This is a genomic window from Cyclobacteriaceae bacterium, assembly GCA_030584025.1.
Lineage (GTDB): Bacteria > Bacteroidota > Bacteroidia > Cytophagales > Cyclobacteriaceae > UBA2336.
Map to the genome: position 1 here is coordinate 1,658,307 of CP129487.1, position 25,333 is coordinate 1,683,639.

The following is a 25,333-nucleotide window of genomic DNA, read 5'->3' on the forward strand; positions in this document are numbered from 1 at the left end:
ATAATTATTTAGTTTGAATTACAGATTTTAATTGAATTGATTCAAAAATGAATTAATACTTTCAACGAGCCTCTCCCTGCGATAACTCAAAAAATCTTGGTAGCTACTAAGCCTCCAAAGATTACGGTCTGTTGGAATTAGGTGCTGGCTCAGTGCTTCTTCTCCACGGTCTTTAATTACTTCAACCAAATACTTTTCAGGTTCCTTGTTACTGATGTTTCTGTTTGTTCTACCCCCAATGAAAGCGAGATTGGCGATTTCATTAATTTCTTTAGGGCTTACACTTTGCTTTTTCAATAATGACTTCGGGAAAATATGATGAAACTGCAAGGCATGAATTCTTCCAACCATTTTCTCTCCAATGATAACGCCTGTTGACCAATCTTTAATTCCTTGCTGTTTACCAATAATAAAGAGCATACTGAAGTATGGACTCCTCCGGTTTTTACCCTTAATCTCATCAACAGAGGTAAAGAGGTTTTTAACCTGAAGTTTAAGTAACGCAAGTAACTCATCAAGGCTTTGTGTTCGATTCAAAACGGAAATATCGCTATCCAATAAACCTTCACTGGAACCGAGACCATAACGGCCTTTCATATGGGCTACATAAAACCACAGCATTATTTTCTTCTCGTCATCTTTGGATAGCCTTTCCTTTTTTTGAATAGCGTAATAAGCAATAGGAATGAGTAAGAATGGAGAGCCAAGCAAGCGCAAATCTTCGATGCGAGCGTTGTTTCTTAAAAGATTAATAGCAAACCGCAGACCTGACTGCGCTTTCTTCCAGGCTTCTTTAAAGTCATCAACCTTTACGCGGTTAACGGTTTTAAATTTACTTTGATTGGTAGCAAAGGCTACTAAAGATTTTACCAGAATACCTGAATTTAAGAGATACTCCTCATTGTGCTCAAATTCTTTCGCGAACTTATCCAACTCTTGCATAAAGCCTTTCCATTTGGAGGTGATTTGTGCTAAAGCCAAATCCGAACCGCGAAGCTTTACGCCAAGTGAATTTACACGAACAAATATTTCGGTAACTTCTTCATACGATAGCTTTTTGTCAAGAATTATCATTCTGTATTGATAGTCCTCAATCTTTTTAAGCTTTCTTATTCGCTCAGAATATTTGTCCCACAATGGATTCTCTGAGTTTATTCCTAATGGTTTTAGCAACTGTGAATCTGACTTTTTGAAAACTTCAGCAACTGAAATCCAATTGGGATCATTTTTTAAGGAGCGTGAAGCAACAACAAAAGTACGCTTGCGTAATTCTTCCATGATGTCGCTATCTCCTGATTCATCATCTTCATCCTCCAAGTCACCATTTTCATTTTCTTCCTCGTCAGCTGCAGCGGCTTCTTCGTTTTCAATTGAGGTAATTTCTTCTTCTGATATACCCTCAGGGTGGTTTAGGTTAAACAGAATTTCAATCTCCTTTTTTTTGTTGCGAACCTTCACAGCTTTGCCCGATAGGAGAGCAGTAAGGCTTGTTAACCGTTGCTGACCATCTAATAAAAGGTACCGGCCAGATTGCTCAATGTCTTGTACGCCCGAAACCTGAAGGCTTCTTTCTTCTAAGGTTGGTTCTGCATCCCAAACCAAAATGGTTCCAGATGGATATTCTCGATAAAGTGAGTCTACCAAATCCCTAACTTTAACAGCATTCCACACATACCTTCGTTGCATTTCAGGTAATGCTAATTCTTTAGATAGTACTTTATCAACTAATTGCCTTACGGTTATGTCTTGGTTTGCCATGCCTCAATTGTTTTACCTTCATTTTGTGCTCTATCAATCTGGACACTACGTCCAGCAAAGTGTCCAGTATCTATATTATTAGCAGCCAATGAATTGCTTTTCTGGACACTATGTAAAGAGTTACTGATTCCATGTTTACATTTATTTAATTGTTGTAAAGGGTCAAGTATGATTAGAGTAAATAAATGACGTGCCTCCCAAGCGGTTCGTAATTTTGGCCTTAATAAGAAATTTTGTGCCTACGGGATAAGCGCTTGTATTACTCAATTCCTTGGAGCACTCAACACGCATCCACGTTTCAAAAGGTGATTGCCCCGGTAGCGGACGAATGTGTACTAGCCCATGAAGACCTGAGCCACTTTCGTAGTAGCTTTCGACTTTGATCATCTGATAATCTGTTTTCATAACTACTTATTTTCTGCTTCAACTAGTGGTTTATGCCATGCCCATAATTCTTCCAACGTTGCAATATCATTGGGTATGGGGTTTGATTCACTAAATACTTCATCCTCACTTAGAGGAAACATATGTTGATGATAACTTTCGAATGTTCTTCTTGGGTTACGTGATAGAAGCGAGTTAAAATAGTCAGTAGAATAATCATAATGGTGTGAATGGATGAAATTATCCCACTGTTTGCGTACTTGCTCCTCTGGTCTTACGTCAATAATTTCAAATTGTTCATAAGGTCTATCGCTGCTGGTACCCCACGCTTCATTTAAAAGTGTAACAGCCTCTACATCAGTTACTGGTGCACCATAACCGAAGATTGTTACAAGCTTTGTTCTCTTATTCTTCAACCAATGCTTCACTCTTTCCCACTCTATGTTAATAAATTCGTCATCGGTATAGTTCTTTTTTTCTACAGGATAAAGTAGTCTTGTTGGTTCCATATAGTTACCTGTTTTCCTTATCCGCATTCCAACTGGCCCACATTGTTTGTCCTCTTTGCTATATCCAATAGCCACATTACCATGAAGAAAAGTGAGATGTGGCAAGTCTCCGACATGACGATTTCTGCAAAATGCTTGATAAAGAAATGGGTCCCAATTGAAGGTAGCAATAAGGTCTTTCGAACGCAGGGAGAGAATTAAATAGTCATAAATTGTAGGTGCATCTGGAAGTCTCATATCACCAAAGTATGCCTGAACTCTTTTCTCTATTTCTTGAATTTCTGGACTGAGGTGATTCTTTTGATGTAACTGGCTATATAGTTTTTCAAAGTTACTTTCTTGCTCTTTTATGGGGAGAGATTCAACAATATCTCGAAGACCCACGACATCTACGAAATTATCCATTGAAGGTAGCTTCTTTCCATTAACTTCTGGATTTCTAATAGTCGAGGCGATACTTGCCCCTGCGCCAAGTATTACGACATGATTACCGCCATTGAATACAGTTTTTATTCTATCTTCTTTTGTGAATGGCATATTTACTTCCAATGCTCTTTAATATACTTCGTTAAATCTTTTCTCGTTAGTGCGATGCTGCGGGAGTTTTGGCGCACATAGAATTCTTCTACGCTGTTTTTGTCTTTGTTGGCGAGGAAGACTTCTTCGGGGGCTTTTTCTTTTACTACTACTTTGGCTACGTGCTTGCCGTCAATCTCCACCAATGTTAAATCAATAAGTCGGTGGATGGCGTTGCCGAAGTTGTTGGTAATGAGGTTATCAAAGGCTTTGTTGAAATTATCGCGTGGGTCGCCTTTGGAGCCGAGCAGCCTAAAGTCGTCTTCCAGACCATGGATTTGTCCATCATCGGTAACGCCAATGAGCAGGGTGCCACCTTCCGAGTTTAAGAAGGCCGCAATGGTTTTGAGTACGCTGTGCTCAATGTGATATTTTTTGGTTTGCTCGCGCACATCCCAGAGGAGTGTGCTTTTATACTCTAGTTGTTTGTGCTCGCCTTTTTGAATGAGTTCTCTTACTATTTGTTTTGGTGAAGGCTGGTGTGTACCCGGAGCACCCGGAAAAGGAGGGGAGGCTTTTCTAAACCGTGGTGCTAAATCTTTGTACGCCTGCAACGCTTCCTGCTTGGTTTTCTCCGGTACCAGGGGAAAGGTTGAGAGCACATATTGAAACTCTTCCTCCGTTAGACCATAAATATGGGCCACATAACCATCCAACTCTGCACGAAGCTTGGCGCGGTCTTCTTCCTTAGTGACTACTTTGCTCTTGCTCCATTTTGTGCCTGTAGATTCCTGCCACAAATCAGCAAACTCTTCAGTGCTGCAAATCAGTTTTAAAGAAATATCTACGATTGAATGAAATTCTGGTTTTGATTTATCTAAACGTGGCACTGGAAGCTGATACACATAAAACATATTTATGTTTGTTGTTACATTTTGCCTTATGAACCAGTCAACAACAAACGAACTTAAAATACTCACACAATAGAACTGTGTGACATAATCTAAATTTTCAGATACATTAAGTGAATTACCCGTGAATGAAGGAGGGATGACAGTACAAACCATCGTCCTTTCATTAGTATTAGAAGCAACTGAACGATACGCAAGCCTGTACTTCTGGTATCCAATTTTTTGACCACTATCACTCACTCCACGCTTTAAAAGTGCCGCTCTTCCTTGAGCTTCCTTTATCCAGTATCTTGGTTCAGAAAGTAAGTGAGAGAAATGCCAAATCATCTTTCCTTCAAAAAGTGGTAAAGAATCTTTTAGAGGCTTCTTACTAAACAATGGAGCATCATCAGTCATATTAAACTCTCGATGAAGCTCTAATTGCCAACTTCCATCTTTATTGCTATTGAGTGAAGGAAATTTGAGCGCCTTATCTGCTATAACAAAGTCAAGTTCATCTTTCACTTCCATTACAGATAAACTATCGGGAGATTGCTTTTTAATAAAGTCGAGCGTAATGCTTACTGAGCCACTCTGGGGAAAGCTATCCAGCTCACTCACTTCATGCCGCATAAAGGCAGCAGGGAAGGAGGTGGTGTGTCCGCCTTTTTCAAAACTTAGCACCACAAACTTGAAGCTGCGATGCACGCCTTCAAAGATTTCTTTACGGTTTTCAAAACAAAACAGGCCAGTAACGCGCGCTTGTTCAAAAAGCATTTGTCGCAATTGTTTAGAGCCTAGGTCAGTATAAATTCCACTTGGAATTACAATACCGCAGTAACCATCCTTTCGCAATAGGTTATAACACTGTTCGGTAAAAAGCTTATACAGATTAACATCTTTTCCGTGACGTCTGCCATCAATGATAGGGACCTGATTCTCGTACTGCTTAGAAAATCGAAAATATTCCCTTAAATGATTGTATTCACTTGAATAAGCTAACCATTGCTGTCGAGTGTCATCGTCATCCATTAGGTTTTTCACTTCCTCTAAGAAATCCTTAATATCCATTTTCTTCTTGGAAATGGAGTCGCTGAATTTCATTAAAAATTCCTTTGCGTTTGGTTGGAATGTTTCCCAAGGTGGATTGGTAATTATTGCATCAAAGCCGTTTTTCTTTCGGAAGATTTCAGAAAACTCGTAGCCCCAATGAAATGGGGTGAGACTTTCAATATCTTTAATGGTAATTGATCGCTTTAATGGTTTGCCGGATTTCTTCTTTTTGTCATCCCATGTTTCTTGTACATACTTAATGCCGAGGTTTTGAAATTCCTGGCCCAGTATGAGATTAAGAGTATTGTTAGCTTCTGTCTCAAGCCGGTCTATTGCTTCTTTCTTTGATTGCAGTGCTTCGCGATTACCTTCAAAGGCTTTGAAAGCACGAATAGCAGCTTCGCGCTCTTGCACCAATTGGCTATAGCTCTTTTTGAACATGTCACCCTGTTGGTGTTTGTTATACTCGTTCTCATCCACACGCATTAGTCCAATCAAGCTGTTGCCGGTCATGATGTTAAAGTCAATGTTGGGCAGGGGCTCAAGGTCATCCACTTTTTGCGCACTGGCTACCAAGGCCAGGAATAACCGAAGCTTCGCTATTTCAGAGGCTTCTTCCATGATGTCCACCCCGTACAGGTTATTAGTAATAATCTGTTTTTTGATGTAGTAGTTTACACTGGGGTGGTTGGCTTCAATTTCTTCCAGCCATGCTATCAGTTTCTTGTCGCCTAAAAATTTAATCTTCCCCAAAATGGCTGCATACACATTGATGAGTGTCTTCATAGCCGCCACAAGGAAAGCGCCAGAGCCACAGGCCGGGTCGAGAAGTGAGAGGTTGGGTAACACGGCCGTTTCACCCACCACCAGTTTTCGGCAGGTGTCTGCGTTAAGATCAATCAATAAGTCTTCAATGCGTTCGTAGCGTTTGCGTTTTTGAACTTCTTTGTTTTTAGCAGATAAAGGAGTGGGCTTACTCAGCAATGCGGACGAACCTTTTACTTTTTCAATTACCTCATCGTGTTCGCTGGTATCGGGGCCGTTGATGGCATCAAGAATTAGTTTATAAACCGTTTGTTCGCATAGGTACTCGGTAATTTCGGTGCGCGTGTAGTAGGCGCCAAAGGCTTTCTGGTTAATGTACTTTTCAAAAATGTAACCCAGCACATCGGGATTCAGTTCATTGTCTTGTCCGCCCGGGGTGTCGTTCAAATTCCAACTGTAGGCTTTAAAGAGTTCCAGCAGGTTTTCAAAGGCTTTGTCGGCAATTTTAATCTTGCCGTTGTATTTCTTTTCAATTTTATGTTGCAGAAACAAACCACCGTTCAGGTATTTGATTTTGCCAATCAGTTTGTTGATTTCGGCAGTGCGGCTTTTTTCTTCTTTAGCAAAACCCTCGAAGAACAAGGCCTTTAGGAATACATCGTAGTACTTGTTCTTACCTAACTGTTTCTTGCTGTATTCGAGTTTGGTTGAAAGATAATCGGCATCACTATTGTCAAGAAAGAATTTGCGTTGCAGGAAGTAGATGAACATTAATCGGTTCAGGATAACCGAAGCATACCATTTGCGGTCGTTCTCATCGCTGATGCCCTCAATGAATTCCAGAAAGCCGTTAAACTCATCCTGGTAGCTTTTGTAGAATTTCTTGGTAACTACTTCTACATCCAGCGCAGCTTTCATTCGTCCGGCTACTTCGGCAATGGGCACATTACCGTCCTTGTCAAAATCACTCAGGTCAAATACGAGTGCAGAAAGTTTGGCAATAAATAAATCGCCCGGTTGCCCACGCATGTAGAAATGATCGCGCGGCATCATCTTCTTATCTTGCTTTTTCTCCCAATGCCAGATGCTTTGGCTTCGGTCTTTATCCACAAAAATGCAAACGTTCTCAAAGTTGAGATCACGAATAAATTTTGAAACTTCCTTACGTTGAGAGGAGTCAGGGAGCGAACCATCCGCCATGGTAATTTCATATACCACAGCACCTGAGAGTTCGGCTATTCGCTTTCTTGTGAATGAAATATCTTTGATTGTTTCCTTAATAGTTGTGGTGGACTTCGGTGCGCTCCATCCCAATTCCTCGCGGAAGAGTGAAGCAAAGTCGAAGTTTTGCAGGGCGATTCGGGTGCTTTCTATGTTGAGTTTCTTAGCCATTTTTCGGATTGATTTTAAAGCCAACCGGTGTGCGATCTTTGATGGCTGGTTCTAATAGTTCTTTTATGAGGTTGTAAATAGACGCAATGTCTTCATTGTTTTCCATTTGTGCCTTTTCCAGCTTTTCGATTTTCTTTAGCAGGTCCTTATAGCCAATGATCATCTGGCGCATCTTCACGAAAAGCCGCATGATTTGAATGTTTACGGCAATGGCGCGGGGGCTGTTCAATACGCTGGAAAGCATGGAGACACCTTGTTCAGTAAAGGCGAACGGGGCATAACGTCTGCCACCTCTTGTACTTTTTGAGGTCACAAATTGTGACCTCAAACTATCCCACTCATCCGCGCTAAGTTGAAACATGAAATCATCAGGAAACCGGTCAAGATTTCGCTTAACAGCCTGATTCAAAACTTTTGTATCGACCTCATATAGATCTGCCAGATGAAAATCCAGCATGACCTTATGCTTTCTAATGACAAAAATCTGGGCGTAGATTGCTTCTTCAGATAACGTTATTTCAGCTTTTTTATGTTTTCCCATAGTTATGCTTTAAGGTGCCAGATCGGCTCCTTTATTATTTTCTGAAGTCATAAATAGTGACATCAAGTTCTATGTATTTTTTAATCCCATGGAGCAAATAATTTGTGGTTCGCGCTTCACATCAGGTTCATTGGAATGTATGCACAACCGGTCTTCTTCACGAAGGGATACCACCAGGTTTGCGAGTGTACTATCATCAGCACCTGCCTTTAATTGACGGCCAATAATTTCTTTGGCCGCTTCTTTTAATGGAAAGCGATAAATGTCATCAATAGCACGGCTTAGTTCTTCCGTTACAAATAGTGTATTCTTAAACTCCTCATAGTATCGCTTTAAGTGCATGTAAATACGGTATCGCACACTGGTTTGTCTGCCCAGCTGTCCGCCAACATTATTTTCAATGTCTTTAATGTAGTCGAGTGCTTTTCCCAGCAAGGCATGATGATTATCCAATTTATAAAGCGCTTTTGTATCAGGCTGACATTGTGCGGCCTTTAAAATGGTGAGTTGAGATTGCGTAATGATCTCTCCTTCTTTATTAACCCAGGCAAGAATATCGTTATCATCTGCTGTTCGTGAATACACAATCACACCTTCTTTTTGTGGTTCATCGCTATTCTGCTTAGTGGCATAGACCACATTGGGCATATCGGGTATGGTCTTCTGAAGGCTAGGGTCGTGGTCTGTTGCATTTTTCCAGATCTGGTAAGCATACGAGGCCAGATCGACTTCACCATCATCTTCTTCATCCAGAATGCCGGATTGTTCGCTATAAAGCGCTTCAAGCTGACTTCTGATCTTTTGGTTATCAAAAAAGATTTCATCCGGAGAACTCAATACTTCATCGCTTTGCTCTAATCTGGTTTTAAGTCGTGAACGTAGCCGGATAATCTTTTCAATTCCATCTTCGGGTAAAAACGAATAGCAATAGATTTTCTCTGATTTTTGTCCAATACGATCCACACGTCCTGCCCGCTGAATCAATCGGATGATAGCCCAAGGCAAATCATAATTTACGATTACGTGGGCATCCTGAAGGTTTTGACCTTCACTGAGTACATCCGTACTTATCAACACACGAATTTCTTTATCTGCAGAAGTTGAAGCACGCTTTTCATTGCTTACCGGGCTAAAACGATAAGCAAATGAAGTGGGATCGTCAGCATCACCGGTAACACATTCGATGTCTGCTACACCTCTCTTTTGAAGATTCTCTTTTAGATAAATGGCCGTGTCGGCAAATTGAGTGAATACCAAGACCTTTTCTTTACCGTGTTTTTTCTGAATTAGATTTTGCAATGTATTGAGCTGCCGATCTTCCTTAGGATTCCAGTCTTTGCCCAAGTGGAGTATTTTCAAAAGTTCGCGACTATCGGATAACAATGCAGCTTTTAGTTTCTGTGAAAACAAATGACTGCCAATCCAATCAAAACGTTTGTGATATTTCCTATTTAGAATATCATAAACGCGCTCAGCCTGATTGAAGTAATCATCTTCATCCAGAATCAGATTAATTTTATCACCATTATCCTCTAAAGCTTCCTGATCTTGATCCTCCAGATAGTCATCCAGCATGGCCACGTCCTGTTTACCAATAGGGAAGGGGAGTTTGTTTTCAATGGCATAAATGAAAAGGAAGTTCCTCAGGATATGCCTGCTGATGGAGAGCAGGAAGGAGTGACCACTGCTTTCCAATCGCTTAAAAAGATTAGTACGGGCAAATCCTTTAAGTCGCGCGCCTGCACGACCAAGATTCGCCTGAATTACGAGTTCGTCTTTGGTAGCCGCTGGTACAGGCTGCTGCTCCATGTAAATATCCAATCCCAGACCATACCGAGGAAGATTCAAATGATTGATGATTTCAACGATTGAATCGCTATATAACTTGGCGTATTGATCATGTGGATCATTCTGGTCAAAGTGATACTCAACCTTTTTGGGAATCCGTTCAGGGAAGAAGGAGCGAGTGCCGTCAGCAAAAGTCAGAAACTTCCTGCCTGTCGCTGAATCAGTTTCAGTATAGTATTGTTTAATGAAACTTCTTGTTCTACGCACGAGGTATAAGCGCATCAATTCACGCCAATCATCTGGGAAATGACTCTTTTCAAAAGCTGAGATGCTACGAATAGGCGTTTGATATTTGCCTACGAATTGAACTTTGCCGCCTATGCTTTCTATGAATTGTTCTGGGGCAATACCCAAATCAGCTTCTTCGGGAAGAAATAGACGAAGCTGGTTTGATAAATCAATGTAGCTTTTATTAAACGGTGTTGCCGAAAGCAAAATCACTTTGCTATCATTCAAATGAATATATTCCTGAATAGCTTTATACCGCTTGCCCTCACGATTTCGAAGGTTATGACTTTCATCAATGATGACAAGGCGATATCGCCTCATTTTAGGCAGAACTGTTTGTGCTTGTGTAACCGAGATAACTCTTGCTCTTAGCTGATACTTATGCACATAATCCTCCCACATGTGCACAAGATTTTTTGGACAGATGATGAGTGTCTCTAGAAAGAAATCATCCTCAAAAACCTTAGCAAGGGCTGTGGCAGTAATTGTTTTACCTAATCCCACCACATCACCAATGATAACGCCACCACGTTTGTTCAAGTGATGCGCAGCCACTAAAACAGCTTTTTGCTGAAACTCCAATAGTTGCTTTTCAAAAACGCGTGAAAGTTTAAACTCAGAAAGACCAGATCGTGCTTCACGACTTAAGTGGTAAGCTATTTTTAAGTAGATGTGAAAGGGTTCTAAAAGTTTGTCGGCAGCCCAACTGTTATCAATAATGTGCGCGAGTTCCTCAGAAATATCAATGCAAAACTTATCATCCCATCTGTCATTGAACCATTTCGATAGTTTGTTGCTTGCATCTTTGTCTAACACATCAACATTCAATTCACCTTGTAAGGAGAGACCGGAAAGCGTTAAGTTGCTGCTTCCTACATAGCCAATGATTGGATTGATCTTGTCATCCCGGAAACAGAGGTACAATTTGGCGTGCAGGGGATGACGGAGAAAGAGTTTAACCACAACTTTACCTTTCTTGATCTGATTGGATAGTTGCCTTAAGCCTCGTTCATCATCTTCTGTGGGGATACCAATGGTAAGCTGCTCTCTAAACTTTTCAGCGAGTTTTTTCCGGATGAGAATCGCTTGCTGATTATCGATGGGCTGTTGCTCTATCCTTGAGAAATACTCCTGGATTAATTCGTCATCCGGCTTTTGCATTCCTACCAAAAGCCGACAGCGGTTATCATCATTACCTTCCCAGCCTTCAATGTACCTGGCAACCTGTTTCCATCCACGAAGATTAAAATACCCAACACAGAAATCGGCACGTCTTGAAACTTCCAGTGAATCCTTTAGCCCTTGAATAAGATGGTTCTCAATGTTGTCGAATATAACTGGCATCCGTTGCGCGTAAGAAGTGGGACAAATAGGGTCAAAGTCTAAATATAAGGTTTTCGGGTCAAAAACTGCGATTTTTAGGCCCAAAGTACGATTATCCTGTAATGATATTTGCTTGTTATGACATTTCATGTCACGTGTGGTGAAGCCTATTGCTTTCAATCCAACCAACCCTTTATGTTTGGGTATGGCGTTGGTAAATGGGTTATACAAGATTAAATTCAACAGGCGTTACCACCTCATGCGGATAGGTACGCCTAGCGGCAAGAAGATGTTTAAGCTGGATCATGGAGATTGGGAACCCTTAGAGAAACTCAAAAAGCCTACCTGGCTGGATTTATGAAATGAAATATGATTAGCTTTAATTATTAACGCAAAAGAAAAGTGCAGCACCCGTGGCGAATATATAAGTACTGTAATTCACTTCATGGTGCATTAAAAATTAACTTTCTCATCAAACAGGGAAATTTCGATTCTGATTCTATTAACGTGGATGGGTTATTCATTCATGGATATGAAAAGATTGATAATAATGATAGGACAGCTCATATTCATGATAGAGATATAATACTTATTCATGAATACCCTGGTAAATGTAATATCAAGGTACTGGGCAAAGCCGCTGTAACCAAGGCTATTATTAGAAGGTTCAAGCCAAAATCTGATCGATCAGTAATACTTTGTGGTAATGCAGATAGTTATTACAAGACCCTTGCAAAGTCACTAGGAATTGAGGTCATCGTTATGCGGGAGCAAAAACACTCGGCTACAAAAGTTCAAGTTGAGGAGAAGAAAAAAACAACACTCAAACCTGTTCATGACTCTAATTATGAAAATATAGTTGAGAGCATTAATACAAAACTTCCAAAGAAGAAATTTCTTCCACAAGTATGGAGTAAGTTTCAGGGTATGACTTACGGTGAATTGGCACGCAGTTACCCTCACGTACTTTTGAAATTTATCAACAAAAGGAAAGAACTTGATATCCCTGCTGAAGTTTTCGAAGAACTGATTATGATCGCTTCAACTGAGATAAGTAGACAGATGGAATCATGATGGTTTTTTTAGAAAACAGGGAAGGGGTTTTAGTAATTTCCTAGAGGCAACCACTATCGTAAGCTGGTGTTAAATCAAGTTACTATCACAGCTTAGCCTACTTTACTCTCCGTATAAAATAAAATCAAAATAGACTGAGTCTCCCTTACTCATACGGACCATCTTGTAATTGGCGGCCAGTCGACCAAATACGTTTGGTTCATCTACATATGTAATGGTTAGTGTCTGACCAATCAGCGATGAATCAAATTGATGAAAAATGGGTTCAATGTCCCGATATCGTATACGGTAGCGCGTATTATCTAATGTATCATTTATAGCAAATATTTTAGGATACATTTCTACGGATCCGACCATAACATCCTTTGTTTTTGTAAATGATTGACGAGGCATGGAACGAACTAGGCAAGTCCTAAATTCCAGTGCAATAAATATTAGTACAGAACTAATAATTACGATTTTAATAATCTTTTGTGTGTTCATAAATCGATTCTGTTGAGAAAATTCATACTAATTACATTAACAATTAAAATATAGATAATTAAAATACCAAGGCTTTGTAAATCTATTTCGCTGACAGGCTGGCCATGTAAAGGTATAATGTTTCTACTGGTTGTTAATGGTTAATGGAGTAATGAGTTTATTAATAGGTCTTGCTATGTCGATGTTTGACGCTAGAATAAATTCGATAAAATAAGTAAATATAAAAGCCTTTCCTTCAGGAACCGTTTAGCTATTTATCCCGCAAAAAGTAATGTGTTACGATAAAGCCTATCTGGCTAAAAATGTCACTTCTTCTAAATAATGCGACCAATGAAGCTTGTTTGGGCTTGTGTAACTACAAGAATTGAGACTTTCTCTCTTAATAATTGATACTGAATTACTTTTTCACAGCAGTAAATGCGACTAAAGAAATCATAGAAAATTTATTATATATAAAGAGTTAATTATCAGATAGTTAAAAAATTTATCATACTAGAAAATGTCCCATCAAATTTCCATTGAAATCAGTGATAATGGCATTGGCATGGACGGGGCAATTAAGGCGAATGCTTTTCAGATGTTCTTCAGAGGCCATGAGAAATCTCAAGGTATTGGATTAGGGTTATTTAAAGTCAAGATGATTGTTGAGAAGTTAAAGGGAAAATTGGATTTAATATCAGATGAAGGAACAGGTACAACCGTGAAGATGATTATTCCGTTTTCAAACTAAGGAATGTTTTACTATTTGGATACTGAATTCAGAAACTCACTGAAATCTTTATAGGGCGCAAGATATGATCTTATTTTATGGAGAGAACAGTAAAAATGGGTTATCAGATAATGGCTTAAGTTGGCTTTGAGGAAGAATAGAGCCCAGGATGGGCCCTATTTTTCAATTTTTGGTTTGCATTTTTCGAATTAACTTAAATGCGAATCATTTTAGTTGAGTTTATTCATGATTAACTTACGTGAAACAAATTCCCCTATTTCGTTTCCTAGCTTATTACTGACTTCGCACGTATGGTAATAGTGTATGCCTCCATAAAATCTGGCCCAGATATTTTCTTCAGCGGCATGACGAAAGGAGGTAAAGGATCTGCTGGGGATTCCGAATTCTAACTCTGTTGTATCTGTAAAGGCGATCTGATCACCAAAAACTTCCGTAAGTACAGCGGCAGCTGCTGCTGAGGTGGTGGTATGCCCGGCTGTATATTCTGGAAAAGGAGGTGTTTGTAAATAGGGACGCCACTCAGGATCAATATGTTGGTTGATTACGGTTTCAGGTCGAACATAACTGTGTTCATATTTCTCGTTCCAGCATTGTATAAAAGCTTCAAATAGCGCTATGGATGTTTTAGCATAGGCACACACCAGTTTTGGGAAATCAGCTTGTACAGCAGCGCCTCCGATACCAGCAATCCCCATCCAATGACCCGGTGGTGAGAATTTTTTGGTCGAGTACATAACGTGACCGACTACATTTAGTTTGAAGGGATTGTCATCCCAGAAGTCAGCCATATGTCTTTGATCGTCAGTAAGGGTTTCGCTGGCCCTTTTAAGTTTGACTGCTTCTTGGTAGAATGCACTACTGGTATCCGAAACATTATATGGAAATGGGGGAGGTGCTGAGATTTGATTGGCGCTATCCATCACCAAGGGCCGTATTTGATTCCAGGCGGGTTCAACTGCCTCTGCATACATGGGTGGGGTAGGAATCCAACGGCCAGGTTCTTGCGTAACGTTGAATTTTATAGCAGTACGTGTTTGCAAATAGTTATCATCTTTAGCCCAATCCAATATGGCCTGTGCAATGGCGGTAGAAAATTTTTCTGTGGCTTTAAGTGTTGCATTAGGCATACCGAATTGTTTGGCTTCCCGTTTTAAACTATCTACATACTTTTCTAACAAACTTTCAGAAAAAGTTAATTCAACACCTACCTTGCAAAAAGCAAGCACAGCTGCAAATTCGAAATCAATGCTTTTCGTATTTTCAGGTTGAGGCATGGGTTTTAAACCATTCAGTTGTCCTGACAATGACTGAAACTCTTCAGGATACCCCGCTGCAATGCATTCATATGCCGCAATATTGGCATAAGTGTAGTTGCGGTTGGCAACCGGTGGAGTAAAATTATCGTGCATGACTACACGGTTAAGTTCAAATACTGTTTGGGTATATAATTTAGTATTTGTTGTAAATGCCCGGTAATCCTTTGTTTCGGTCGAACAGCTAAAGCAACATGCAGCTAGCGAAAGGATGATTAAATAAATTCTCATAATATATAATTCTCACCGTTATTTTATTGAATAACACATGCTCCCCCTGCACACGCAGCTTCAGCCTGCAGATCCGTTGCATCATCGGGTTCATAGATGTTAGAAAGGTCAATGGCATGTAGTGATGCTTCTAATTCTTCAAAGTGCTCCTTGCTGATATCTTCAAATGGAGGTTGTTTGTAATTCCCATTGTCGTAAGGTAAAACACTAAGTCCATTATAGCTGGCTTTGTTTAACCACATCCAGTGCCCAACTTTTTCCCATTCATCGTCTTTAATCGACACCGTTGCCGACACGTTGTTAGCATTGTACCCTAACCGATATCCGTTTCGTACCCACTGAATGTTAAAGTGCTTGATCCGTTCCAGCATCTGCATTACATCTTCATTCCGCAAAATGCTGTCTTCGGGCGATTTCTGCGGAATGCACACGATGGCTTGTTTGCTGTTGAGTAAATCGTCTTCCAATAATTCAGTATGGTTTATGCGGAGGTACTCATATAGTGCTTCATTCTTTCCTATACGCATCCTACGCAAGTAGTAATCATTATGCCATGCATGAATTCCTGATGATGTCCCTAACACCAAAGAACTGGTGCCAGAGGGCTTTATTGTTGTACATCGTGCCGCAAATGAAATACCTATTTTAGCAGACACTTCAATGTTAATATGTTTAACTTCTTCTGCTGCTTCACGTAAATCTAGTTTGGCCACTCTTCCACTGGCAATGCCCGTCATGCCAACTCCAATAAGCGCATCCTGCTCGGTAGTATTTTTCCACTCATCACGCAAGTAGTGAAAATCGGTAAAGCCAGCTTGTAAGGTGCCTAGGAATCCCGCTACACGTGCACGGTTGTTTAGCTCCTCCTGATTCTCTACATCGGAAACATTGACTTCACATAAGTTGCAAAACTGGAAGGGACGTAGCGCAATTTCACAGCAAGGATTAGTTCCCCAATCGGGGTGATTGCTGAAGTAAAAACCGGGTTCGCCAGCACCTGACAGTTCAATCTTTTTCCACAGATCAAGAAATTCTTTTTGCGTGGTATGTTCTCGCGAGAGCACAGCCGAGTTATTTGCGCGACCCCGTTGCTCGTTCAGTTCCCACCAATTTCCAAACTTACAGGTCAACATTTCCTCATCATCTAGGGAGAACAAGGAAATCATGGCTGATCTACGAATGCCCCCTGCAAGCACCGCGTTGGCTATATGGCACATGATGTCATGACATTCCAGCGGGGTGAGTTGTTCCCCGTTTTCTTTTCGATCCAAAATTGCTGTAACATGCGCATGACAAACCTTTAATGGTTCCGGGCCGGGTGCTTTGCCCCCTGCTGTTACCAGGCGTGCGCCTTTTGGTCGTATGTCGGAATAGTCGAAATCAGGCATTGCTTCATTTTGTCCAAAGTAAGCCTTCATAATCATTTTGATGGAATCGGCCCAACCTTCCAGACTATCACCAATCAGAAATCTTCTGCGCTTTTCTGCTTTTTGTATCGGAGGAAGTTTCGCTACATGATGTTGTTGAACTGAAAAACCCACACCTGTTCCACCTAACAGCAAAAACATCGCCTCCTGAAATGCCCGGATATCATCTACCGGCATATAGGCGCAGTTATAAATGCGACTGTTATTCTTAACAATTGGAGCGCCAGCAAATTGCATGGCACGCATAGATGGCAATACCTTTTTTTGCAATACCCACTGCATATTCTCCTGAATTTCATCAGTAATGTGTGGATATTTATCAATCATCATAGCTTCGTATCGCGCGCAGATTTCGGGCCATAATTCTCTACGCTGCAATTCAGGCAGGTAGCGCGCATACTTCATGTAAATGACAATGTCACTGAGGATTTCTTGATTGAGTTCCATGGTTGTGGTAAGTTTTAGTTTAAAAAATAGTTACGGGCTTTTTATACAATACCGTTCAGGTACCTTTATATATTTCGCTTTCTAATGTTAAGGCTTGGGGAAAAAGAATATCGTTTTCAAGTTTGATAAGCTTGTTCAATGATTTCTCTAAACGTGCTACCTGGTTTCTAATGGTCTTGTAGCTATTATCTTTATCGGTGATGCAAAAATATTCACTCACTTTTTTTACTTCAGTCATGATTTGTTGTGTGGAGGCATGTTCATTTTCCAGTCGCTCAATCGGATACTGAAAACGAAAAGTAGGCTGGCAGCTCACACCTGAATTTTTATATTTTTTGGACCAAACAGCTATAAACTCGGGAAACAGAATCATTTCTTCCTTATATAGGTGCATCTCTAATTGTTCAGCCAGTATTTCAATATTTACTTTAATTGTTAATAATTCAAGGGTGAAGGAGCTATAACGTTTTGTAGCCTTTTCAAGCGAACGCGTCAGTATAGATAATCGCCTTTTAACTTGATCATGTTCGTTCATGGTTTCGCTAAGCAGTTTGTCCATAGGTGTGGATGAAAACTGTAAGGATTTTATTTCCTCTTTAACATGAATGGGATTTACGGAGCATGTTTTGCATGCCTCCTCGAACTCCATTTGACGGCACCGCAAGTAGTGAAGACCGTATTTTCGCATGATGCGGGCACTGGAAGGCTGAAGGTTTAAAAGTTCACGAATTGTCATATCAATCAGTAATGGATATACCAAATTCCTTTTTTAGTGTTTTTGGCTTTTTATGACCATTTCCGGTTACCTCCGGAAAAATCAAATTTTTCTTCAAATGCTTTCCGTTGCGCACAATGAAAATCAGCAGCGGGATTACACCCCCTAAAACAAAAATGGACCCCCCGATAATCCGTAACCAGGTAAGCCCTTGAAATAGAGAACTGTCAATAAATTGACTGCTTCGGGCAAACCATAAACCATTTTCTACCACGGCAATAAATTGCAGAATGCCTGCAGGGAAAAGATCAAGCACCACCATGAGCAGTAAACCGATGTTGATGGACCAGAACGAAGTATTAACTAATTTTTTATCCCACACTTCCGGTTTGAATAGCAACTGACAGCAAAATAGGACAGCAGCCAGGGATAGGTTTCCGTACACGCCCATTAATGCAGCATGACCATGATTTACGGTAAGGTAAGTACCGTGTTCGTAATAATTGGCTATTGGCAGGTTGATAATAAATCCCATAACGCCTGCACCAAGAAAGTTCCAGAAATTTACACCCAGTAAAAATAGAAACACGCCAGGAAACCCAAATGCTTCTTTTGCCTTGCTCCCATTTGTTAATTGATCTGGGAGTTTTGCAAATCGCCAGGCTTCCAGCGTCAATAAAATCAAGGGTACCACCTGTAGGGTTGAGAATACAGAACCAAGCGCCATGGTAAATACCGGTTTTGCATTCCAATAAAAGTTATGGGATATACCCAATAACCCTGAGCCCAAAAAAAGTAAACACGCCAGGTAGATAACGCGGGTTGCTGCACGCTCACTTACCAGTCCCATCAACACCATAAAGTATCCGATCAATACGGTTGTAAAGACTTCAAAAAAGGCTTCAGCCCACATGTGTACAACCATCCAACGCCAAAAATCGGCAATGACAAAATTGGTTTTTGGCGTGAACATCAAGCCGGAAAAGAGCAACACAAGAATACTTAAGGTTGCGTATACTAACCAATTGGGTAGGGCCCAAGGCTTTTTTAAGGTCATTACCGGTTTGAGTCCTCGGAAAAGGATCACTACCCAAAATCCGAAAATAATGTAGAGTAATCCCTGCCACAATTTTCCCGGCTCAAGGTATTCCCAACCCTGGTGCCCTATCCAATACCATGCGTTGCCGGCAAATCCCATGGGTCCGATGAACAGACCAATCACAGCACCTGCAACCAATAGCACAATTAATCCAAAAGCAATATTGATGAGTTTGCGTTGCCCGGCCGGTTCCTTAGGCGAGAGCATCGGCATAACAAAAAACGATGCGCCTATCCAACAAGCAGAAATCCAAAGAAGTGAAAGCTGAATATGCCAACTACGGGTTACCGTGATAGGCAAACTTTTGGACATATCAAACCCAAAGAAATTTACAAATCCCACAAAATCATGTACAGTAAGAATTCCTGCCAAAACCTGCACAGCAAATAAAATGATGGCTGCATAAAAGAATTTATAGGTAGCACGCTGTGTGGGTGTTGGTAAAAAGTCTCGAACTCCCTTTTCGGTTACTAAAGGTGCAGCATGATTAGTAAATGCGGCATCATCAAGTTTCTCCAGTTTTCCATGGTAGTAAAGAACAATACCCAATCCAAGAACCAATCCCAATGACCCAACAATACTCCAGATTATAGTGGCAACCGTAGGTGTGTTGCCTGCCCCTGCATCAAAAGGCCAATTGTGGGTATAGCTGTAGTCTTTCCCGGGGCGTTCTACCCCGCATACCCAAGCCCCCCAGAAGAAAAAGGCGGTTAGTTTGCGGATTTCTTCCAGGTTGGTAATGTACCCTGTTGGGGAAAAGGCTTGTTCATGTTTGGGATTTAAAAAAACTTCATGGTAATAGGTCACTAATTTTTTAGCCGCATAGGCTTGTGACATTTTAAGGGTTACTGAATGTGTGCTTTCCTGGTAGGTGTTCGCTTTAATTTCCTTTTTAACCTTTTCAGTAATCCCCAACAGTACTGTTTCCCGATCGGATACTTCGGCATGGGTTGTTTCTTTATAATAGTCTGTCATGAAAGTGGCCGTCAGGTGCAAAGCCTCGGCTGAATAATCGGGGCCCCGGTAACCACCATCGCCAAACATGGATCCATACTCCATCAGGGCATATTGCTGGAAAAGTGCCTGGCCTTTCTGGATATCGTCTTGTGTAAAAATTGTATTGTGTTCAACGTCAACAAAGTTAGCTACAGGTGGTGCCTCTGTATAAGTGTGAACACCCATCATAACTACCCCGGTAAAGCTGACAAGAAAAATTAATAGGAGTGGGAGCCACCATTTCTTTGGATTTAATAAATAGTCAAGGACGTTCCTCTTTCCCATACCGTGTATTTAGTGGTTAAACTTAATAAAAGATAAAATACTCTTAATATAATTATACAAAAAAAGATAAATTAGTCCTTAAATAACCTGATACATGCAAGAAAATCCACGAAGGACCTTGGCTGAGCCCTTCCGTATTAAAATGGTTGAGCCGTTGCGCATGACCACCGAGGTCTACCGGGAAAAGGCGCTTCGTCAGGCTGGTCATAATGCCTTTCTTCTTAAATCAGAAGATGTGTTTATTGACCTGCTTACCGACAGTGGAACTGGGGCGATGAGCGACCGTCAATGGGCAGGTATGATGATAGGTGATGAAAGTTATGCTGGGGCCCGAAGTTGGCAACGGCTACAGGAAGTGGTGATGAAGTTATGCGGGATGCCTTATATACTTCCAACACATCAGGGACGGGCATCTGAACGAATCTTATATGGAATCACAGGTGGAAAAGGAAAGGTTTTCTTGAGCAATACCCATTTTGACACCACAAGAGCCAATATTGAATTTACCGGTGCCACAGCATTGGATCTAGTGCCTGAAGAAAGTGCAGACCTCGAACGGGAATTCCCCTTTAAGGGAAATATTGACCTTGAAAAGCTGGAGGCGGAAATCCGGAAGCATACCCCGAAGCATATTGCCGCAGTGATAATGACAGTGACCAACAACTCCTCTGGAGGCCAGCCCGTGAGTATGGAAAATATGAAGGCGGTGCGGTCGGTGTGCAACCGCCATAAGCTGCTGCTTGTAATTGACGGATGCCGGATTGCTGAAAATAGTTATTTCATCCGTCACAGGGAGAAAGGATACGAGAGCAAAAGTTACTATAGCATTGCCGCAGAGATGCTGAACCTAAGTGATGCATTTGTGATGAGTGCCAAGAAAGACGGGTTGGTGAACATGGGTGGTCTGCTCTGCTTGAAGGATGAGGAACTCCACATTAAGTGCACAAACATGCTCATTATTTCAGAAGGTTATACCACCTATGGTGGATTGTCAGGCAGGGATATGGAAGCCATGGCGGTGGGGCTGACCGAAGTTTTTGATCCAGATTATTTACAATACCGAATACGAAGTACAACTTATCTGGGCGAACACCTGAAGGCAAAAGGTGTACCTGTTGTATGGCCTATAGGAGGACACGCGGTTTATGTGAATGCGAAAAAGCTTTACCCAAACATTCCGGTTGAAGAATTTCCAGGACAAGTATTGGTTTGTGATCTTTATTTACGTGGGGGGATACGCTGTGTTGAAGTGGGCAGCGTAATGTTTGGCACGTACGATGAACAAGGCCGAATGAAACATGCGCGGCATGAACTAATGCGTATGGCTATTCCACGTAGGGTGTATACGCAAAGCCATATCGACTATGTACTGGAGGTGTTTGATGATATCCTAGAAATGCGCGACAAGAAAAGAGGACTCAGGATCGTATACGAGCCACCTTTACTCCGCCATTTCACAGCACGATTTGAAGCAATCTGATTCCGACCAATCATAATAACAATGAAAAGCATAACTGAGCCAATTCCTGACTATCTCAGGCCCGTAGTACGGGTAAGACCGGAACATTCCTGAGTCGTTTTGAAAGATAATATGTCAGATGATCCTAGGTTTAGTTCATGTAAAGTAAAACCTAAGCATGGCTGGAAGGCCATTGTTTCCGGAGAACTTTTAGTCCTTGATACAGCGTACAGAGACACCACAACCTTTACTGTAACTTCCTCTGCCTATGCCATTATTGATGTAACTGAGCAGGTAGTACCAGGAACTGTAAGCATTGTACGCAGTGGAACTCCACCAATTACCGTATTTATCCGGTGGACCAAATGTTCCGTCTGGGTTACGGTAACTACCGGGCAAGCCTGCGAATCCACTGGTGTTTACACCGTTTCCCTTTTCATGCCAGGAGGATATGCTTTTCAGTGATAACCCACCCGAATCTTCACCTCCTAAAGATTCAATCAAGATGGTCCACTCTTTAGTGGTGGGTATGTGCCATCCGATGGGCGCGAGACCGCGAGGGTCATTCACGGCATACCAATTATACATTTTACCATAGATGTGACCATTGGCTGGATCATCTTCATAATAACACCAGGCGGGTCGTTTGTTGGCATCTGCACGACTCCACTCCTCTGGTGTTTTAGCTTCCGGTATCGGGTCGCCATTGGCAAAGTGATCAACATCCAGGTTTCGGCTCATCCATACCTGGGTGCCAATTGTGGTTGAGTTGAATGGATCAACACTTTTATCCTTTTGTTTGACAATTGTTTCAGCGGGGGGCTCGGTTATGGTTTCCCGTTTGCTTGCGGGTTTAGTCATTGTTTCCTTAACTCCTGATCCGGGCGTGAAATAAAAATCTCCCGTATAATCCGAGGCAATCCAAGGGCGTTGCGCATCACCCGATGCTGCCGCTACATCTCGTGCCACATTCTTGAATACCTGTTCAATATTGAGGCCGGGTGAATTCATGTATTGCAATAACTTGGAGGTAAATAGGCCATTCCGTCCCTGACCATCACTAGCCACAGAGCCGGGCTTTGTGGCATACACGATATACGAGCCTTTTGGCGTAGCTACCATACTGAGCCCCTTTTCACCTGTACGACTGAAGCTGCGAAATGGATTAATTCTACAGGCATCCACAATAAAAATATTCAATCCATTTCCGGCCTCTTCTATGGCGCGCATCACGTAATCCATGTTCACGCACTGGTCGTCAAGGTCTGCTTCTATTTGAGGATTAGCACTGGTTGGTATGAGGTAGTTCACACCTTTTACCTGCATGCCGTGACCCGAGTAAAAAACCAAACCGGTAGCATGAGGTTCAGTTTGCAGCAGCTTAAAGTACCGCAGGATACCGTCCAGCATCACACGTTTATTCATGGGATCATAAATTTCCACCACAGTAAATCCTTTTTTCTTCAGCGTTGAGGCCATATCAACCGCATCATTCAGTGAATTCTTTAAAGGCGGAACATGCTGATAGGATTTTACACCGATCACAAGCGCATACTTCTCTTGCTGTGCCAGTATACGCTCACTTATCGCACTGAATACCATCGCAGCAACAAGCATTTTGATCATCTGGTTTTTCATACTGCTATTGATTAATATGATTTGAATCGAATATTGCAATTCAAAAAAAAGCACGTAACAGATTTTAAGTCGTCACGTGGCAGAGTATCTCAACCCTGCTTGGCTGGTTACAGCGTTTTCAGCGTAAATCAAAGAGTTCAATATTGTGCATAAGCCACTACCTGTTTCAGCAGGGTATCAAATTCCTGGGTGCTGATGTACTTATTTGCTTTCGGAAATACCACGTTCTCCTCACGGAAAAGGTGTAACTTGAGTAGTTCAATGAGAGCGAATCCCTGTTCGGCAGCGACATCGAACGTTAACGCACGTGAAGTAACATCTGGCAGTCGTGTAGCCAGCGAAATAAAATTGAACATGAGAGTCAGGTGCTGCATAATTTTCAAGTGGTCATCCTCCAGCATGTCAATGGCTGTTTTAGGAAACGGTCCTTTACTGTGCTCCTTGTGTTCGATTAGCCTTTTCTGTAATACCGGGAACAACACTTTCTCTTCCTTCAGGTGATGTTTCACCATGTGGTTGTCCATGTAGGAGAAGAACGTGTGAAAACTCTTTTCGATATCGGGATGTCGTTGCCAACCATTTTGCTTAAAGGCAATCAGAGCTTGTTCAAACGCTTCCAATTCCTTTTTGGCTTGCGTGTGTTCATCCATAAATTGCTGCAAACACGGATGTAATTCATCGTAGGGCACCGTATCCACTACGGGTGGTGTAAAGGCTTCAGGTGGATCCATCGGTGAAAATTCTTCAATCCCACTTTCCTTTTCAACCATCCGCTTCAATGGATCATTATTGTTTATTTTTTGTAAATCGATCATGTTGAAACATTAGTTATTTCTTGGCCTATAAACCGACCAGCCGTTGGCTGGATTTCGCACCTTGTTTTTGTTCCAGTTCCAGATTACCCGTTGATACGGCCGCCATAGGTAATCCAACGGGGCAACCAGTGCATGCATCAGGCGTGAGAAGGGGAAGAGCATTACAATCAGGTAAGCTCCGATCACATGCAATTGGATAACGAGCGGCATCGCCACTACGGCATCCATGCGCGGCTCGAGTAAGAAAATGGACCACAAGTAAGGTGTAAGTGACGATGCAAACCAGGATGAACCCCAACGGTATTCGTAAGCTACCCACAATCCCAAAAACACCTGTGCCAGTAACAGAATTTCCACCACATGATCCATCCAACTGGTTACCACCCGAATGCGGCCCTGCGTCCACCTACGGTAAATCAGGTTTGCCAGGCCAACCAGCATACTCAAACCAAAGGCAAAAGCAGCTACCTCCAGCACCAGTAAACGTACCGGGTGACTGTTCCACAGCAACACACTTTTTGGAATGAGAAATGCGGTAAGGTGACCAAAGAAGAGAAAGAGCATACCCCAGTGAAACGGTACACTGCCCCAAAATAATTTCTTACCCTCCAGAAATTCGGATGACAGAGAGGAGATCTGAAACTTGACATTCCGGTACCGGTAAATGGTACCGATAAAAAATATAAACAAAGCCAGATAAGGAAGTATGATGAAGAAGAAGGTGTTAAGAATAGTCATAGTCTCGAAAGGTTATGGTTCTAATTTCATTTCAGTACTGATGCTGTTAAGGAAATCCGATGTTTTATCTTCAGTTACTTTTTCAAGATTAAACTCAGAACGGAAAATTTCGAGTAGAACCATGAGCGGCCGCTGATATAACGTTCCGTAATCGCCTGGCATATCAATCAAGGTTTTGTGATGGCGCACATACACTTCGTTTTTCTTGCCGAGGTGGTGGGGATCGAATTCTGAAACCATTTTCTTTAATCCCGGGAATACTACTTTGGCGGCCAGTTCATGCCTGAGTTCTGCATCGGTCATTTTATCCATTAACCTGATCACATTGGGAAGATGATCGGCCAGTTCGTACCCGCAGTCGTTGGCGGCTGCGGTGTGCTCCCGGCTCAGGTTTACCAGCAGTTCGGCACGCTTGTAGTCGTCACCAAAGAGCAGGTAGCCAACATCCAATGTGGTGATGGCCTGCACTTCAAAGGTGCGCGTGTGCAACTCCTGCATCTCATCCAGAGAGGCTGTGGAAACAAACTCGGTAAAGGGTTCCAGCACTTGGCCCAACTCAGGATAACAACCATCCAGGTAAAGCTGAATTTCCTTTACTTTTTCGGTAAAGCCTTCCAACGGAAAATCCGTGAGTGCCGACAACAAGGTTAATCTTGAATTTTTTGTCTTAATCATA

At 41.7% G+C, this 25,333-nt stretch carries 18 protein-coding genes; 4 read left to right on the top strand and 14 right to left on the bottom strand.

The genetic code is table 11. The features are described 5' to 3' along the window. Positions 1-27 precede the first annotated feature (27 nt). From QY309_07670 to QY309_07690, 5 genes are all read right to left on the bottom strand, one after another. Entirely contained in the window at positions 28-1,758 is a 1,731-nt protein-coding gene (locus tag QY309_07670) for a DUF262 domain-containing protein (GenBank protein WKZ61356.1), read from the bottom strand. 407 nt (positions 1,759-2,165) lie between these two features. Then, positions 2,166-3,188 carry a hypothetical protein gene (locus QY309_07675; GenBank protein ID WKZ61357.1) on the bottom strand — a complete coding sequence of 341 codons (1,023 nt, stop codon included), beginning with the start codon at positions 3,186-3,188 and terminating at the stop codon, positions 2,166-2,168. 2 nt (positions 3,189-3,190) lie between these two features. Further along, a complete protein-coding gene (locus tag QY309_07680; GenBank protein ID WKZ61358.1) occupies positions 3,191-7,267 on the bottom strand; it encodes a putative DNA binding domain-containing protein in 4,077 nt (1,358 codons plus the stop codon). Then, complete coding sequence (locus tag QY309_07685; GenBank protein WKZ61359.1) at positions 7,260-7,808, bottom strand: ORF6N domain-containing protein; 549 nt, start codon at positions 7,806-7,808, stop codon at positions 7,260-7,262. The genes QY309_07680 and QY309_07685 overlap by 8 nt, the downstream gene beginning before the upstream one ends. A gap of 69 nt (positions 7,809-7,877) precedes the next feature. Continuing rightward, the gene (locus QY309_07690) at positions 7,878-11,228 is read right to left on the bottom strand and encodes a helicase-related protein (protein WKZ61360.1); all 3,351 of its coding nucleotides are present in this window, start codon (positions 11,226-11,228) and stop codon (positions 7,878-7,880) included. 127 nt (positions 11,229-11,355) lie between these two features. On the opposite strand from QY309_07690, the gene QY309_07695 reads away from it, so the two are divergent. Together QY309_07695 and QY309_07700 are read left to right on the top strand one after the other, a co-directional pair. Continuing rightward, positions 11,356-11,568 (top strand): hypothetical protein, encoded by a 213-nt coding sequence (locus QY309_07695; GenBank protein ID WKZ61361.1) that lies wholly within the window; start codon positions 11,356-11,358, stop codon positions 11,566-11,568. Positions 11,569-11,714: 146 nt separating this feature from the next. Continuing rightward, positions 11,715-12,281, top strand: a complete 567-nt coding sequence (locus QY309_07700) for a hypothetical protein (protein WKZ61362.1) — start codon at positions 11,715-11,717, stop codon at positions 12,279-12,281. Between the two features lie 102 nt (positions 12,282-12,383). On the opposite strand, the gene QY309_07705 is transcribed toward QY309_07700, so the two are convergent. Then, positions 12,384-12,638: a hypothetical protein gene (locus tag QY309_07705; GenBank protein WKZ61363.1), complete on the bottom strand. Its 255-nt coding sequence runs from the start codon at positions 12,636-12,638 to the stop codon at positions 12,384-12,386. A 625-nt stretch (positions 12,639-13,263) separates the two neighbouring features. Between QY309_07705 and QY309_07710 the strand changes: the two genes are divergently transcribed. Further along, the gene (locus QY309_07710; GenBank protein WKZ61364.1) at positions 13,264-13,494 is read left to right on the top strand and encodes a HAMP domain-containing sensor histidine kinase; all 231 of its coding nucleotides are present in this window, start codon (positions 13,264-13,266) and stop codon (positions 13,492-13,494) included. Between the two features lie 209 nt (positions 13,495-13,703). On the opposite strand, the gene QY309_07715 is transcribed toward QY309_07710, so the two are convergent. The 4 genes from QY309_07715 to QY309_07730 form a co-directional block, all read right to left on the bottom strand. Beyond that, on the bottom strand, positions 13,704-14,903 hold the full coding sequence (locus QY309_07715) for a vanadium-dependent haloperoxidase (GenBank protein ID WKZ61365.1): 1,200 nt from the start codon (positions 14,901-14,903) through the stop codon (positions 13,704-13,706). A gap of 158 nt (positions 14,904-15,061) precedes the next feature. After that, the gene (locus QY309_07720; GenBank protein WKZ61366.1) at positions 15,062-16,912 is read right to left on the bottom strand and encodes a hypothetical protein; all 1,851 of its coding nucleotides are present in this window, start codon (positions 16,910-16,912) and stop codon (positions 15,062-15,064) included. A gap of 55 nt (positions 16,913-16,967) precedes the next feature. Further along, the gene (locus tag QY309_07725; protein WKZ61367.1) at positions 16,968-17,648 is read right to left on the bottom strand and encodes a hemerythrin domain-containing protein; all 681 of its coding nucleotides are present in this window, start codon (positions 17,646-17,648) and stop codon (positions 16,968-16,970) included. Between the two features lies 1 nt (position 17,649). Further along, positions 17,650-19,911: a cbb3-type cytochrome c oxidase subunit I gene (locus QY309_07730; GenBank protein ID WKZ61368.1), complete on the bottom strand. Its 2,262-nt coding sequence runs from the start codon at positions 19,909-19,911 to the stop codon at positions 17,650-17,652. A gap of 190 nt (positions 19,912-20,101) precedes the next feature. Between QY309_07730 and QY309_07735 the strand changes: the two genes are divergently transcribed. Beyond that, a complete protein-coding gene (locus QY309_07735; GenBank protein ID WKZ61369.1) occupies positions 20,102-21,487 on the top strand; it encodes a tryptophanase in 1,386 nt (461 codons plus the stop codon). A 189-nt stretch (positions 21,488-21,676) separates the two neighbouring features. On the opposite strand, the gene QY309_07740 is transcribed toward QY309_07735, so the two are convergent. The 4 genes from QY309_07740 to QY309_07755 all read right to left on the bottom strand — a co-directional run bounded on the left by QY309_07740 (position 21,677) and on the right by QY309_07755 (position 25,332). Beyond that, a complete protein-coding gene (locus QY309_07740; GenBank protein ID WKZ61370.1) occupies positions 21,677-23,104 on the bottom strand; it encodes an FISUMP domain-containing protein in 1,428 nt (475 codons plus the stop codon). 137 nt (positions 23,105-23,241) lie between these two features. Further along, positions 23,242-23,919 (bottom strand): hemerythrin domain-containing protein, encoded by a 678-nt coding sequence (locus QY309_07745; protein ID WKZ61371.1) that lies wholly within the window; start codon positions 23,917-23,919, stop codon positions 23,242-23,244. A 9-nt stretch (positions 23,920-23,928) separates the two neighbouring features. Next, positions 23,929-24,657: a respiratory nitrate reductase subunit gamma gene (gene narI / locus QY309_07750; GenBank protein WKZ61372.1), complete on the bottom strand. Its 729-nt coding sequence runs from the start codon at positions 24,655-24,657 to the stop codon at positions 23,929-23,931. Positions 24,658-24,669: 12 nt separating this feature from the next. Continuing rightward, complete coding sequence (locus QY309_07755) at positions 24,670-25,332, bottom strand: hypothetical protein (protein ID WKZ61373.1); 663 nt, start codon at positions 25,330-25,332, stop codon at positions 24,670-24,672. Between the last annotated feature and the right edge of the window lies 1 nt (position 25,333).

Excerpts from the sequence above, each read along its gene's own strand:
- QY309_07730 (WKZ61368.1), bottom strand. The coding sequence starts at position 19,911 with ATGATGGGTGTTCACACTTATACAGAGGCACCACCTGTAGCTAACTTT.
- narI (WKZ61372.1), bottom strand. The coding sequence starts at position 24,657 with ATGACTATTCTTAACACCTTCTTCTTCATCATACTTCCTTATCTGGCT.
- QY309_07710 (WKZ61364.1), top strand. The coding sequence starts at position 13,264 with ATGTCCCATCAAATTTCCATTGAAATCAGTGATAATGGCATTGGCATG.
- QY309_07675 (WKZ61357.1), bottom strand. The coding sequence starts at position 3,188 with ATGCCATTCACAAAAGAAGATAGAATAAAAACTGTATTCAATGGCGGT.
- QY309_07670 (WKZ61356.1), bottom strand. The coding sequence starts at position 1,758 with ATGGCAAACCAAGACATAACCGTAAGGCAATTAGTTGATAAAGTACTA.
- QY309_07745 (WKZ61371.1), bottom strand. The coding sequence starts at position 23,919 with ATGATCGATTTACAAAAAATAAACAATAATGATCCATTGAAGCGGATG.
- QY309_07705 (WKZ61363.1), bottom strand. The coding sequence starts at position 12,638 with ATGGTCGGATCCGTAGAAATGTATCCTAAAATATTTGCTATAAATGAT.
- QY309_07735 (WKZ61369.1), top strand. The coding sequence starts at position 20,102 with ATGCAAGAAAATCCACGAAGGACCTTGGCTGAGCCCTTCCGTATTAAA.
- QY309_07680 (WKZ61358.1), bottom strand. The coding sequence starts at position 7,267 with ATGGCTAAGAAACTCAACATAGAAAGCACCCGAATCGCCCTGCAAAAC.
- QY309_07740 (WKZ61370.1), bottom strand. The coding sequence starts at position 23,104 with ATGAAAAACCAGATGATCAAAATGCTTGTTGCTGCGATGGTATTCAGT.
- QY309_07755 (WKZ61373.1), bottom strand. The coding sequence starts at position 25,332 with ATGATTAAGACAAAAAATTCAAGATTAACCTTGTTGTCGGCACTCACG.
- QY309_07725 (WKZ61367.1), bottom strand. The coding sequence starts at position 17,648 with ATGACAATTCGTGAACTTTTAAACCTTCAGCCTTCCAGTGCCCGCATC.
- QY309_07685 (WKZ61359.1), bottom strand. The coding sequence starts at position 7,808 with ATGGGAAAACATAAAAAAGCTGAAATAACGTTATCTGAAGAAGCAATC.
- QY309_07715 (WKZ61365.1), bottom strand. The coding sequence starts at position 14,903 with ATGCACGATAATTTTACTCCACCGGTTGCCAACCGCAACTACACTTAT.
- QY309_07690 (WKZ61360.1), bottom strand. The coding sequence starts at position 11,228 with ATGCCAGTTATATTCGACAACATTGAGAACCATCTTATTCAAGGGCTA.
- QY309_07720 (WKZ61366.1), bottom strand. The coding sequence starts at position 16,912 with ATGGAACTCAATCAAGAAATCCTCAGTGACATTGTCATTTACATGAAG.
- QY309_07695 (WKZ61361.1), top strand. The coding sequence starts at position 11,356 with ATGTCACGTGTGGTGAAGCCTATTGCTTTCAATCCAACCAACCCTTTA.